Below are 13,172 nucleotides of genomic sequence, written 5' to 3'. Positions count from 1 at the left end.
ATCCAGGGCACCCTTTTTCCAGATGTACCAAAATCCGACAACAAATTCAGCGATGAAGACCATCATCGTGACGAAACCTTGCCAGCCCAGCTCACGCATGGACACGCCCCAAGGGAAGAAGAAGGCGGTTTCCAGGTCAAACAGGATGAACAGGATGGCGATCAGGTAGTAGCGCACGTCAAACTTCATGCGCGCATCTTCAAACGCTTCGAAACCGCACTCGTAGGGAGATGTTTTTTGTGCGTCCGGCTTGTGGGGAGCCAGGAGACGACCGAGGAGCTGGGGAGCGACACCGACACCGATGCCGACAAGAATAAACAGAAGAACTGGGAAGTAATTTTCGAGGTTCACGATTGGCCGCTATGCGTTGGTTTATCGATGGGAATGATTCTCAATATCAATCAGAAACTTCCTCGACAAAAAGCCAGCTCAGGCACTAAGACCTTCGCTGGCTTTTCATTTCATTTCATGGTGCCGACGACGAGACTCGAACTCGTACAGCTTTCGCCACTACCCCCTCAAGATAGCGTGTCTACCAATTTCACCACGTCGGCCTGAGACTGCTATTTTAACTTCATTTGTTACTTTTGTTCAATGCACAATCTGCAAAAACTAAGATTCTTATGAATTAATTCTTCGATTATTCCAGAATCCGCAAAAACTTATTTCGGAATCTGATTCGACTGGTCAGCCGGCTTGGCCGCATCGACCGGCGCAGCGGGTGCAGCAGGCGCAGCTTGCTGAGCAGGAGCCGGGGCTGCAGCAGGCAGGTTATCCATCACACCACCGCTTTGCGCGCTGTGGTGATTGCCGATGAAGGTCAGACCCAGGGTCGCCACGAAGAAGATGCCGGCTGCCACAGCAGTCGACTTCGACAGGAAGTTAGACGAACCGGTCGCACCGAAGAGGCTACCGGACGCACCGGAACCAAAGGCCGCACCCATGTCGGCGCCCTTGCCGTGCTGCAACAGCACCAGACCGATGATCGCCAGCGCCGCCAGCACCTGAACTACAACCACAACCAAAAACAAAGTATTCATTTAAACGAGTCCACTCTTGATGTTTCAATCGCCAGCCGCCGAAGTATCCCTCGCACGCCTGACAAACCCCTTACTTCACTAATCAGGCCGCCGCTGCAATGATGGCCAGGAAATCCGCTGCCTTCAATGCTGCGCCGCCAATGAGACCACCATCGATGTCCGCCATCGCCAGCAGCTGCACGGCATTGTCCGGCTTCATGCTGCCACCGTAGAGGATGCGCACCTTGGCAGCCGCCTCCGCACTCTTGACCTGCAGGCGGGCGCGCAGCATCGCGTGCACTTCCTGCGCCATCTCAGGCGTGGCGGTCTTGCCGGTGCCGATGGCCCAGACGGGCTCATAGGCTACCACGATGCGCGCCGCATCTTCAGCCGACAACGCTGCCAGCACCACATCGAGCTGACCACCCACGACATCGTTGGTCTGGCCGGCTTCGCGCTGTTCCAGCGTTTCGCCCACGCACACCAGCGGCACCAGGCCAGCCTGCAGTGCCGCCACGGTCTTGGCCGCTACCGCCGCATCGGACTCGCCATGATAGGCGCGACGCTCGGAGTGACCAATGATGACGTACTGCACACCAAACTCCTGCAACATGGCTGCCGAGACTTCGCCGGTATAGGCACCGGAGGCATGCGCAGAGATATCCTGCGCACCCGAGGCCACGACCGAACCGACCACCGCAGCCTGCACCTGCGCCAGATAAGGCGCCGGCGCACAGACGGCGACATCGCAGGCACCGGCCACAAGGCCTTCCTTGATACCGGCGATCAGCGCGGCATTGGCAGCCAGGCTGCCATTCATTTTCCAGTTACCGGCTACGAGTTTGCGACGCATAGGCTATGTTCTACGAGATTGGTGTGAATTTGGATAACCTCGTATTGTAGCCGGTAGCCGCAAAGACGGTCAAACCAGACCGCCTGCCTGCTGCCCTACCCTCTTACAGCTCCAGCATGATCTTGCCGATGTGGGTACTGCTTTCCATCATGGCATGCGCCTGGGCCGCCTGTTCCAGCGGGAAGCGCTGGTGGATCACCGGCTTGATCTTGCCCGCCTCGATCAGCGGCCACACATGCTGGCGCAGATTGGCCGCAATCGCCGCCTTGAAGGCCACCGGGCGCGGGCGCAGGGTGGAGCCGGTGATGGTCAGGCGACGACGCATCACCTGGCCCATGTCCAGCTGCCCCTTGCTACCGCCCAGTTGGGCGATGAAGACCAGCCGGCCATCGTCGGCCAGCGCCTTGATCTCGCGCGGCAGGTAATCGCCACCCACCATGTCCAGGATGACGTCAACACCACGCCCACCGGTCAAGTCCTTCACCACCGCCTCGAAGTCCTCGGTCTTGTAATTGATGGCGCGCTCCGCCCCCAGCTCTTCGCAGGCACGGCACTTCTCGGCGCTGCCGGCCGTGGCAAACACGCGATGCCCCAGCGCACGGGCGATCTGGATGGCGGTCACGCCGATGCCCGAGGATCCGCCCTGCACCAGCAGGGTTTCCTGGCCCGACAATTGGCCACGGTCGAAGACGTTGCTCCAGACCGTGAAATAGTTCTCCGGCAGCGCCGCCGCTTCCAGCGCGCTCAAGCCCTTGGGGACCGGCAGGCATTGCGCCAGCGGCGCGGCGCAATATTCGGCATAGCCACCGCCCTGCACCAGCGCACAGACAAGGTCACCCAGCCTGAAACCGCTATCACCCAGGTCGCCGGCCACGATCTCGCCCGCCACTTCCAGCCCAGGCAGGTCGGAAGCCCCCGGCGGCACCGGATAGTTGCCGGTACGCTGGAACACGTCAGGCCGGTTCACACCGGCCGCATGGACCTTGATCAGCACTTCACCGGGCTTCAGCTCCGGCATGGGGCGCTCGCAAGGCTGCAATACCTCGGGGCCGCCAAATTCCTTAATTTCAATGGCTCGCATGTCCTATCCTTTTCTCAATGCCCTGCGAGTCGACTCACAGGGAAGCCGCGGCGCGCGCAGCCGTGTCATACAGCCCGGAAGCATTGCGCAGCAACTGCGCCGCCTCGCCGATGGCCTGGTTGGGGATGCCGCTCTCGGCCTGTACCTCGATGAGGCAGCGCTCGCGCACTTCGCGGTACTTCATGCACAGGTCCTGACCGGCCGGCGTGGTCGAAAACAGCAATTCCTTGCCGGCTTTCTCGCTCTTGACGTAGCCGGCCTTCACCAGCTTCTTGAGGGCATAGGTGACCACATGGGTGTCTTCGACATTGAGCACGAAGCAGATATCAGCCAGCTTCTTCTTGCGCTCCCGATGATTGACGTGATGCAGCAACGACACCTCGATGGCCGTCATGTCCTTGGCACCAGCGGCGGCCATGCAGCGCACCATCCAGCGGTTGAAGGCATGACTGGCCATGATCAGCGCGTACTCCAGCTCGGAGAGCTCGGCGCTGCGCTCGGAGACCAGATGCTGGGAAGAAACGATCTTGGTGGGCTTGACTGCCCCGGCAGCGGCAGGCTGCGGCGGCTGGACGGATTCTGGCGTCTCGTTGTTCATGGGCGATCAGGCGAAGGGCGACGAAATGGCAACACTATATCGCAAAGACAAATAAATAATTTATCGACATATTGTTTATATTTTGCCTGGAATGTAATATCCGCAAAAAAGCAGGGCATCACACGGACGCACCTTGAACCCCTTCCAGTGGCATCGATGGGGTCTTAAAACAAATCACAGGCGAGGCAAGAGACACCATGCAGCCACCTCAGATCCACCCGCTGGGCGACAGCGCGCTGCTTTGCAGCCTGCCGGCCCCGGCGACCCTGGCCCAGCAGCAGCGCATCTGGGCCCTGGCCGAACTGGCCGAGAGCTGGGACGAAGTCAGCGAAGTCGTGCCCGGCATGAACAACCTGACCCTCATCACCCGACGCCCGGTCAGCGACCTGGCCGCACTGGCACAACGCATCACCCAGCACTGGCCCAGGCTCAACGTCCAGCAGCACGCCGGCCGCACCGTCGAGATCCCCGTGGTCTACGGCGGCACCGGCGGCCCGGACCTGGAGAACGTGGCACGCCATACCGGTCTTTCCGTCGATGAAGTCATCGCCCGTCACAGCGGCGACGAGTACGTGGTCTATTTCATCGGCTTCATGCCCGGCTTCGCCTATATGGGCGGCCTGGCGCCGGAACTGGCCACGCCCCGCCACACCACGCCGCGCGTCACCATCCCGGCCGGTTCGGTGGGTATCGGCGGCGAGCAGACCGGGATCTACCCCATGGCCTCGCCCGGCGGCTGGCAATTGCTGGGCCGCACTTCGCTCAGCCTGTTCGACCCCAGCCAGGAAGCGCCGACGCTGCTGCGTCCGGGCGACCGTGTACGCTTTACCGTGGAGCGCGTGGAATCATGATGGACATCCTTCAACCCGGCATGCTGGCGTCGGTACAAGACCTGGGCCGCCATGGCCATCGCAGCCTGGGCATCCACCCTGGTGGCGCCCTCAATACCCTGGCGCTGGCCAGCGCCAACCTGCTGGTGGGCAATCCGGCCGATGCCGCCGGCCTGGAAATCACCATGGGCCTGTGCGAGATCCGCTTCACCGCCGACACCCGTATTGCCCTCGGTGGCGACGACATCGGCGCCACCCTCAATGGCCACCCCATCGCCGCCTGCTGGAGCATCCCGGTGCGCGCCGGCAGCGTCCTCAAGCTCAGCCTGGCCGCCGCCGACAACCCGGAACACGCCCCGCGCCACAGCATGCGCACCTACCTGGCGGTGGCCGGCGGCATCGATGTGCCGCTGGTGCTGGGTTCGCGCAGCACCGACCTGAAAGCCGGCTTCGGCGGCCACCAGGGACGCGCCCTCAAGCGCGGCGACAAGCTGCCCATCGGCGATGCCCAGGCCGCATCCGCCGCCGTGCACGGCCCGGCCTTCGGGATGCGCTCGCCGCGCTGGAGCGGCCTGGGTCTGCGCGAAGATGAACACAGCCAGCATGTCACGCTGCGCGTGCTGCCTGGTCCGGAATTCGAGCAATTCACCAAGGGCTCGCGCGAAGCCCTGTGGGGTGCGACCTGGCGAGTCACGCCCAACAGCAACCGCATGGGGTATCGTCTGGAAGGCGAGGAACTCAAGCGCAAGCAGGGTCGCGACATGCTCTCCCATGGCGTGGTACCGGGCGTGATCCAGGTACCGCCCTCGGGCCAGCCCATCATCCTCATGGGCGACGCCCAGACCACCGGCGGTTATCCCAAGATCGGCGTGGTGATCGGCGCCGACCTGTGGAAGCTGGCGCAAGCGCCATTGAACGCCACGCTCAGACTGGAGCCCTGCGAACTGGCCGATGCACTGGCCGCCGCAGAAGAGCAGCAGAGCTATCTGGATTCCATCCGCGACACGGTTGCCGCACTGGACTGGTCGCGTGCAACGCTTTACCGAAAATAAGGGACACGCCATGCACATCGATCTGAATGCCGACCTCGGCGAAGGCTGCGACACCGACGAACAATTGCTGACCCTGGTCAGCTCCGCCAACATCGCCTGCGGCTGGCATGCGGGCGACGCCGCCACCATGCGCCGCTGCGTACGCTGGGCAATCCAGAACCACGTAGCCATCGGCGCGCACCCCAGCTTCCTCGACCGCGAGAACTTCGGCCGCAGCACCATGCAGGTGCCGCCCGAGGAAATCTTCAGCGGCATGCTCTACCAGTTGGGCGCACTGGACGCCATCGTGCGCGCCGAAGGCGGCCGCATGACCCACGTCAAGCCGCACGGCGCGCTCTACAACCAGGCCGCCAAGGATGCCGTGCTGGCCAACGCCATCTGCGCCGCCATCCGCACCTTCAATCCCGAACTGAGCCTGTATGGCCTGGCCGGCAGCGAACTGATCGCCGCCGCCCGCCATGCCGACCTGAACGCCGTCGAGGAAGTCTTCGCCGACCGCGCCTATGAGGCCGACGGCAGCCTGGTCGCCCGCAGCAAGCCCGGCGCGATGATCACCAGTGACGAAGACGCCATTGCACAAACCCTGTCGCTGGTGAAGCAGAAGAAGGTCAAGGCCATCGACGGCAGCACCGTCCAGGTCAATGCGCAAACCGTCTGCCTGCACGGAGATGGGCCGCATGCACTGGATTTCGCGCGCCAGATTCGTGCACGCCTGCACGAAGAGCGCATCGCAGTGCGCGCAGCAGCATGAAGCCATTTTCCGCGCCTGGGCAGTCAATCGCAAGGCGCGGGAATGGTGGCAGCACCACTTGATTCAAGGTAGTCGCAAGCTGTAGTTTCGTTCCAAAAACAATAAGAAAAGTCGCCGCAATGAGGCCCGTGAGGTCGCAGGAAAAGACACGCCCCTATGCCCCGCAAAGGCAGACTGGACGTGGCTTCCAGCGATGCATCTGGCACGGACCTTGCAATTCGGCGATAGGATTTTTTCCAAATTCACAAAGGGAGTTTTCATGGAGAGTACGACACTGCTGCCACTGATCGGGATACCGATCGTCGTGGCCGGATTTGCATTACGTTTCAACCCGCTGCTGGTGGTCACCGTCGCCGGTCTCACCACCGGCCTGTCGGTGGGCATGGATTTCGGCATGCTGCTGGAAACCTTCGGCGAGAAGTTCGTCAATAGCCGTTCGCTGGCGACCTTCCTGCTGATCCTGCCCATCATCGGCCTGCTCGAACACTACGGTCTGAAGGAGCGCGCACAAGCCTGGATCTCCAGCATTGCCAGTGCCACCTCGGCACGCATCCTGATGCTCTACTTCATCCTGCGTGAAGGTACCGCCGCACTGGGCCTGATCTACCTCGGCGGCCAGGCACAGACCGTGCGCCCGCTGCTGGCACCGATGGCGGAAGGCGCGGCCGTGAATGCCTATGGCGACGACCTGCCGCAGCACATCCGCGACAAGATCAAGGCCCATGCCGCCGCCTGCGACAACATCGCCGTGTTCTTCGGCGAGGACATCTTCATCGCCTTTGGCGCCGTGCTGCTGATGGATGCCTTCCTCAAGGAAAACGGCATCACCAACATCGAGCCGCTGCACCTCGGCCTGTGGGCCATCCCCACCGCCCTCTCGGCGCTGGTGATCCACATGTTCCGACTGAGCCGCCTCGACGCCTCCATCGCCCGCGATGTCCAGGCGTGGAAAGCCACCCAACCCAACGCTGCCAAGGTGCCCGCATGAGCACGCTCATTTCCATCAACCGCATCTACTACCTCATCGGCGTCATCGTCATGATGCTGGTGGCCATGACCCTGCGCGACAAGGGCAACCCCAAGCGCCTGACCACGGCCCTGTTCTGGTTCCTGTTCGGTGCCGTGTTCCTGTTCGGCGACCTGCTGGTGGACAACCTCGGCAAGTCCATGGCCTACCGCATCATCGGCGCGACCGTCGTCATCATCTCGCTGATCGCCGGCACCGGCATGCTGTCCATGGGCAGCTATGCCACCTCAAGCCAGGATGAGCGCGTGGCCTCCTCCAAGCGACTGGGCAACTGGCTGTTCTTCCCGGCCGTGCTGATCCCGGTGGTGACGGTGGCCTGTACCGTGCTGCTCAAGGGCGTGTCCCTCGGTGGCGTGATGCTGCTGGACCAGAAGCAGCTGACGCTGGCCGCCCTGTGCGTGGCCTGCCTGAGCGCTCTGATCGCCGGTTGCGTGCTGACCCGCGGCACGCCGCTGCAGGCAGTGCGCCAGTCGCGTCGCCTGGTGGACTCGATCGGCTGGGCGGCAATCCTGCCGCTGATGCTGGCCATGCTCGGTGGCGTGTTCGTCGCTGCCAAGACCGGTATCTCGGTACAGCAGGTGGTGAGCCTGTTCGTCAATCCCGACAATCGTTTCCTGGTGGTGGTGATCTACTGCGTGGGCATGGCGCTGTTCACCATGATCATGGGTAATGCCTTTGCCGCCTTCCCGGTGATGAGTGCCGGTATCGCCCTGCCCTTCCTGATCCTCGGCCATCACGCCGACCCGGCACCACTGGTGGCCATCGGCATGTACTCCGGCTATTGCGGCACGCTGATGACGCCGATGGCGGCCAACTACAACATCGTGCCGGCCGCACTGCTGGAACTGAAGAACAAGTACCAGGTCATCAAGGTGCAGCTGCCCACGGCGCTGACACTGCTGACGGTGAACGTGTTCCTGATGTATTTCCTGGCTTTCCGCTGATCGTATCGGCAAGCCTGGCGTGGCCGTCATCCTGCGACGACGGCCACTTCGTTTCATCCCTGCTTCATGAAGTCCAAGGAGTCCCTCATGCAACTTACCCCCCAACGGGCAGAAGACTTTGCCCGCATGCCGCTGGCCTACCTGCGCCAGGAATATCCCAACCACGTCATGCACCTGCTCAACGACGCGGGCGACGTCCTCTCGCCGCGCGCGATGCATCCGGTGTTCTATGGCTGCTATGACTGGCACTCTGCGGTACATGGCTACTGGCTGCTGCTGCGCTGCCTGCACCTGTACCCGTCCCTGCCGGTAGCCGATGAGGTCACCGCCCTCTTCGACGAGCATTTCACGCCTGAGTTGATGGAGCGCGAGACGGATTACTTCCGCGCCCCCAATCGCGCGCCCTTCGAACGTCCCTATGGCTTCGGCTGGCTGCTCGCACTGGACCAGGAATTGCTGGCATCCAAACACCCCCGCGCTGCGACATGGCATGCCGCGATGCGCCCCCTGACAGCCGAGATCCGCCGTCGCCTGCTGGATTACCTCTCCAAGCTGAGCTATCCGATCCGCGTCGGTGCGCACTTCAACACCGCCTTTGCGCTGGCGCAGTCACTGGACTATGCACGCTACGTCAAGGATACCGAGCTCGAAGGCGTGATCGTCACCAGCTCGCTGCGTTTCTATGGCAAGGACACCGACTATCCCGCTCACTACGAGCCGGGCGGCGACGAATTCATCTCTGGCGCATTGACCGAAGCACTGCTGATGACCAAGGTACTTGCCGACGACGCCTTCCCGAACTGGTTCGACGCCTACCTGCCGCGCGTGGCAGAGGTATCGCAGATCATGCAACCGGCCCATGTCTCGGATCCGACTGACCAGAAGATTTCCCACCTGGATGGCCTGAACCTCTCGCGCGCCTGGTGCATGAAGGAAGTGCTGCGGCACCTGCCGCCTACCCATGCCGCCCGCAGCGCCATGGAAGCCTCGGTGCAGCGCCATATCGCCGCCTCGATCGACCAGGTGGTGGGCAGCCACTACAGCGGCGGCCACTGGCTGGCCAGCTTCGCGCTGCTGGCGCTGGAGAACTGAGGACGGCGCAAGCCCTTCCGCTGAAGTGCGAAGGCCCTCGCATCCACTGCGGATGCGAGGGCCTTCTGCCATGGGAACGCCGTCAACAGCGCTACTGCGCGGCTTCCTTGCTGGCCTGCCGGGGATCCTCGGGCATGGTCGCCGAAATCACGCGCGCACTGCGCTTGAAGGTGAAATAGGCCCATGCCCAATCCACCATCACCATCATGCGGTTGCGGAAGCCGATCAGGAAGTACACGTGCACGAACAGCCAGAACAGCCATGCCGGATAACCCGAGAACTTGAACTTGCCGACCATGGCAATGGCGGCCTTGCGACCGATGGTGGCCAACGAGCCATAGTCCTGGTAGACGAAAGACTCCGGTGCGCGGCCGGCCATGCGGTGCTTGATATTGCGCGCCGCTACCCGCCCCATCTGCTTGGCCGCCGGTGACACGCCCGGCACCGGCTTGCCGTCGGACTGCGCCGCCGCCAGGTCACCGATGACATAGATGTCGTCATGGCCGACGATATTGAGCTCGGCCGACACCGGCACGCGCCCTGCGCGATCCAGCTCCACGCCCAGCGTCTTGCCCAGCGGCGAGGCCGCCACGCCAGCCGACCAGATCACGGTGCGGGTGGCCAGGGTCTGCTCGCCGTCGAAGTTGGCATAGCGCACACAGGTCTCGTCGATATGCACCACGCGGCTGCCGGTGCGCACATCCACGCCCAGCTTTTGCAATTGCTCGCGCGCCTTCTCCGACAGGTCGGGCGGATAGGCGCCAAGGATGCGATCCGAACCCTCGAGCAAGACCACCCGCGCCGAATGCGGATCGATATTGCGGAATTCGCCGGACAGGGTATGCCGGGCAATCTCCACCAGCGTGCCGGCCATCTCCACGCCGGTGGCACCGCCACCGATGACGGTGAAGGTCAGCCACTCCTGGCGACGACGCGCATCGCTTTCGCGCTCGGCATGCTCGAAGGCCATGAGGATGCGCTTGCGGATCTCGAAGGCATCTTCCAGCGTCTTCAGCCCGGGCGCCAGGGCGCTCCATTCATCGCGGCCGAAATAGCTGTGGGTGGAGCCTGCCGCCACGATCAAGTGGTCGTAGGCAATGGTGCTGTCGTCTTCCAGCGTAACGGTCTTGCCGACCGGGTCGATCCCGGTGACGGCGGCCATCAGCGTGGTGAGATTGCGCTGCTGCGCCAGGATGGCGCGGATGGGCGCGCTGATGGCAGGCGCCGAGAGGCCGGCCGTGGCCACCTGGTAGAGCAGCGGCTGGAACAGGTGATGGTTGCTGCGATCGATCATGGTAATGCGCACGTCGGCGCCGGCATTGGCCAATTCACGCGCAGCGGCCAGGCCGCCGAAACCACAACCGATGATGACTACATGGGGCATAGCCTTCCTTTCAAAAGTAAATAGTTTTTATGCCCGTGCCGCCGCGCTTGACGCATCGCCGCAGCCTGCACAGTGCTGTCCCCTACTCTCTATTCGGATGAGCCTGCATCGCAGGGCCGCGATTCCCCTCAAGATCGCGACACCGGGAAAATTGATTTCCCTCAATGCAGACGGACAGAATCGCATACTTTTGGTTCGAAAGCACTTGGTCAGATTGTCCCTTCCCGCCCATGACCGCATGCGCCATAAAGAAACTACAAAGAAAAATCCCCCGGGGCCTTGCGGCGCGGGGGATTTTTTCTGGCGAAGAGCCGGCACCACCAAGCAGGTGCCGGCTTTCAGCGCGACTTACTGTGCTTCTTGCGGAGCAGTAGCTTCGCCGCCTTCTTCAGCCTGGGCAGCCTTCATCGACAGCTTCAGGCGGCCGCGGTCGTCGGTCTCCAGGACCTTAACACGCACTTGCTGGCCTTCCTTCAGGTAGTCGGCCACGGCGTTGACACGCTCGTTGGCGATCTGGCTGATGTGCAGCAGACCATCCTTGCCCGGCAGGACCTGGACGATGGCGCCGAAGTCCAGCAGCTTCAGGACGGTGCCTTCGTAGATCTTGCCCACTTCCACGGAAGCGGTCAGCTCTTCGATACGGCGCTTGGCTTCCTGGCCAGCCGATGCATCCACGGAGGCGATGGTGACCACGCCTTCGTCGCTGATGTCGATCTGGGTGCCGGTTTCTTCGGTCAGCGCGCGGATCACGGCGCCGCCCTTGCCGATCACGTCACGGATCTTTTCCGGATTGATCTTGATGGTGATCAGGCGCGGGGCGAAGTCAGACAGCTCGGCACGACCGGCCGGGACGGCTTCCTGCATCTTGTCCAGGATGTGGTGGCGACCTTCCTTGGCCTGTTCCAGCGCAACCTGCATGATTTCCTTGGTGATGCCCTGGATCTTGATGTCCATCTGCAGTGCGGTGATGCCATTGGCAGTACCGGCCACCTTGAAGTCCATGTCACCCAGGTGATCTTCATCGCCCAGGATGTCGGTCAGGACGGCGAACTTGTTGCCTTCCTTGATCAGGCCCATGGCGATACCGGCCACGTGTGCCTTCATCGGGACGCCAGCGTCCATCAGTGCCAGGCAGCCGCCGCAGACCGACGCCATCGAGGAGGAACCATTGGACTCGGTGATTTCCGAGACCAGGCGCACCGAGTAGCTGAACTCGTCGGCAGCCGGCAGCGCGGCGATCAGCGCGCGCTTGGCCAGACGGCCGTGACCGATTTCACGACGCTTCGGGGTACCCACGCGACCGGTTTCGCCGGTGGCGAACGGAGGCATGTTGTAGTGGAGCATGAAGCGGTCGGTGTATTCGCCCAAGAGACCGTCGATCTTCTGCTCGTCACGGGCGGTGCCCAGGGTCGCGATGACCAGTGCCTGGGTTTCGCCACGGGTGAACAGGGCCGAACCGTGGGTACGCGGCAGCACGCCGGTACGGATCGAGATCGGACGCACGGTGCGGGTGTCGCGACCGTCGATACGCGGCTCGCCTTCCAGGATCTGCGAACGCACGATCTTGGCTTCCAGGTCGAACAGGATGGAACCGACGTCAGCCGAATCGGCAGCCACGGTGCCGTTGGCAGCGGCTTCAGCCACCAGCGCTTCGTTGACTTGTGCCGAGACGGTCTTGAGCTTCTCGGTACGGGCTTGCTTGTCCTTGGTCTGGTAGGCTTCGCGCAGCGGGCCTTCGGCCAGTTGCGAGACGCGCGAGATCAGGGCTTCGTTCTTGGCCGGGGCGGTCCACTGAACTTCCGGCTTGCCGCCGTCGCGCACCAGGTCATGGATGGCGCTGATGACGGCCTTGGACTGTTCGTGACCGAACACGACCGCGCCCAGCATCACTTCTTCGGACAGTTGCTCGGCTTCGGATTCCACCATCAGCACGGCGGTTTCGGTACCGGCCACCACCAGGTCCAGCTGCGAGGTCTTCAGCTGGGTCTGGGTCGGGTTGAGGACGTACTGGCCGTCGATGTAGGCCACGCGAGCGGCGCCCACCGGGCCATTGAAGGGGATGCCGGCCAGCGACAGGGCAGCCGAGGCGCCGATCATGGCGGGGATGTCCGGATCGATTTCAGGGTTCACCGACAGCACGTGGATGATGACCTGAACTTCGTTCAGGTAGCCTTCCGGGAACAGCGGGCGGATCGGACGATCGATCAGGCGCGAAGTCAGGGTTTCCTTTTCGGAGGGCTTGCCTTCACGCTTGAAGAAGCCGCCGGGGATACGACCGGCTGCATAGGTCTTCTCGATGTAGTCGACGGTCAGCGGGAAGAAGTCCTGGCCGGGCTTGGCTTCCTTGCGGGCCACCACGGTGGCCAGGATGACGGTGTCTTCCACCGACACCACCACGGCGCCAGAAGCCTGGCGAGCGATTTCGCCGGTTTCCAGGGGGCGGGGCGGCGGGGCGGGGGGGGGGGGGGGGGGGCGGGGCGGGGGGGGGGGGGGGCGGGGCGGGGGGGGGGGGGGGCGGGGGGGGGGGCGGGGGGGGGGCGT

General features: G+C 63.1%; 12 protein-coding genes, 1 tRNA gene and 1 pseudogene. 6 read left to right on the top strand and 8 right to left on the bottom strand.

Features of this window, described 5'->3' with window-relative positions:
- The 6 genes and pseudogenes from ACIPHN_RS24775 to ACIPHN_RS24750 form a co-directional block, all read right to left on the bottom strand.
- Positions 1-351: pseudogene (locus tag ACIPHN_RS24775) on the bottom strand (NADH-quinone oxidoreductase subunit A); the annotation flags it as partial.
- A gap of 118 nt (positions 352-469) precedes the next feature.
- Positions 470-554 (bottom strand) — tRNA-Leu (locus tag ACIPHN_RS24770).
- A 108-nt stretch (positions 555-662) separates the two neighbouring features.
- Positions 663-1,040, bottom strand: a complete 378-nt coding sequence (gene secG / locus ACIPHN_RS24765; protein ID WP_400441563.1) for a preprotein translocase subunit SecG — start codon at positions 1,038-1,040, stop codon at positions 663-665.
- A gap of 82 nt (positions 1,041-1,122) precedes the next feature.
- Complete coding sequence (gene tpiA, locus ACIPHN_RS24760; RefSeq protein ID WP_400441560.1) at positions 1,123-1,872, bottom strand: triose-phosphate isomerase; 750 nt, start codon at positions 1,870-1,872, stop codon at positions 1,123-1,125.
- Between the two features lie 103 nt (positions 1,873-1,975).
- On the bottom strand, positions 1,976-2,953 hold the full coding sequence (locus ACIPHN_RS24755; protein WP_400441557.1) for an NAD(P)H-quinone oxidoreductase: 978 nt from the start codon (positions 2,951-2,953) through the stop codon (positions 1,976-1,978).
- 34 nt (positions 2,954-2,987) lie between these two features.
- Positions 2,988-3,551, bottom strand: a complete 564-nt coding sequence (locus ACIPHN_RS24750; protein ID WP_400441554.1) for a winged helix DNA-binding protein — start codon at positions 3,549-3,551, stop codon at positions 2,988-2,990.
- Between the two features lie 197 nt (positions 3,552-3,748).
- Here ACIPHN_RS24750 and pxpB point away from each other — a divergent pair, with 197 nt between their 5' ends.
- The 6 genes from pxpB (at position 3,749) to ACIPHN_RS24720 (ending at position 9,247) form a co-directional block, all read left to right on the top strand.
- Complete coding sequence (gene pxpB, locus ACIPHN_RS24745) at positions 3,749-4,402, top strand: 5-oxoprolinase subunit PxpB (RefSeq protein WP_400441551.1); 654 nt, start codon at positions 3,749-3,751, stop codon at positions 4,400-4,402.
- Positions 4,399-5,433: a biotin-dependent carboxyltransferase family protein gene (locus ACIPHN_RS24740; RefSeq protein ID WP_400441548.1), complete on the top strand. Its 1,035-nt coding sequence runs from the start codon at positions 4,399-4,401 to the stop codon at positions 5,431-5,433. Before pxpB ends, ACIPHN_RS24740 begins: the two co-directional genes overlap by 4 nt.
- A 10-nt stretch (positions 5,434-5,443) precedes the next feature.
- Entirely contained in the window at positions 5,444-6,184 is a 741-nt protein-coding gene (pxpA, locus tag ACIPHN_RS24735; RefSeq protein WP_400441545.1) for a 5-oxoprolinase subunit PxpA, read from the top strand.
- A gap of 259 nt (positions 6,185-6,443) precedes the next feature.
- Positions 6,444-7,172: a DUF969 domain-containing protein gene (locus ACIPHN_RS24730; protein WP_400441542.1), complete on the top strand. Its 729-nt coding sequence runs from the start codon at positions 6,444-6,446 to the stop codon at positions 7,170-7,172.
- Entirely contained in the window at positions 7,169-8,155 is a 987-nt protein-coding gene (locus ACIPHN_RS24725) for a DUF979 domain-containing protein (RefSeq protein WP_400441541.1), read from the top strand. The genes ACIPHN_RS24730 and ACIPHN_RS24725 overlap by 4 nt, the downstream gene beginning before the upstream one ends.
- Positions 8,156-8,242: 87 nt before the next feature.
- Positions 8,243-9,247, top strand: coding sequence for a DUF2891 domain-containing protein (locus tag ACIPHN_RS24720; RefSeq protein WP_400441539.1), 1,005 nt, complete (start codon positions 8,243-8,245; stop codon positions 9,245-9,247).
- A 91-nt stretch (positions 9,248-9,338) separates the two neighbouring features.
- Here ACIPHN_RS24720 and ACIPHN_RS24715 read toward each other — a convergent pair whose 3' ends face one another.
- Positions 9,339-10,631 carry an NAD(P)/FAD-dependent oxidoreductase gene (locus ACIPHN_RS24715; protein WP_400441536.1) on the bottom strand — a complete coding sequence of 431 codons (1,293 nt, stop codon included), beginning with the start codon at positions 10,629-10,631 and terminating at the stop codon, positions 9,339-9,341.
- 348 nt (positions 10,632-10,979) lie between these two features.
- Positions 10,980-13,067: a polyribonucleotide nucleotidyltransferase gene (gene pnp, locus ACIPHN_RS24710; RefSeq protein ID WP_400441573.1), complete on the bottom strand. Its 2,088-nt coding sequence runs from the start codon at positions 13,065-13,067 to the stop codon at positions 10,980-10,982.
- Positions 13,068-13,172: the final 105 nt, after the last annotated feature.

The sequence above is a fragment of the Herbaspirillum sp. NPDC087042 genome (assembly GCF_044745245.1).
GTDB lineage: Bacteria > Pseudomonadota > Gammaproteobacteria > Burkholderiales > Burkholderiaceae_D > Herbaspirillum.
The sequence above is the reverse complement of the archived record's forward strand: the minus strand, read 5'-3'. Positions and strand labels throughout refer to the sequence as shown.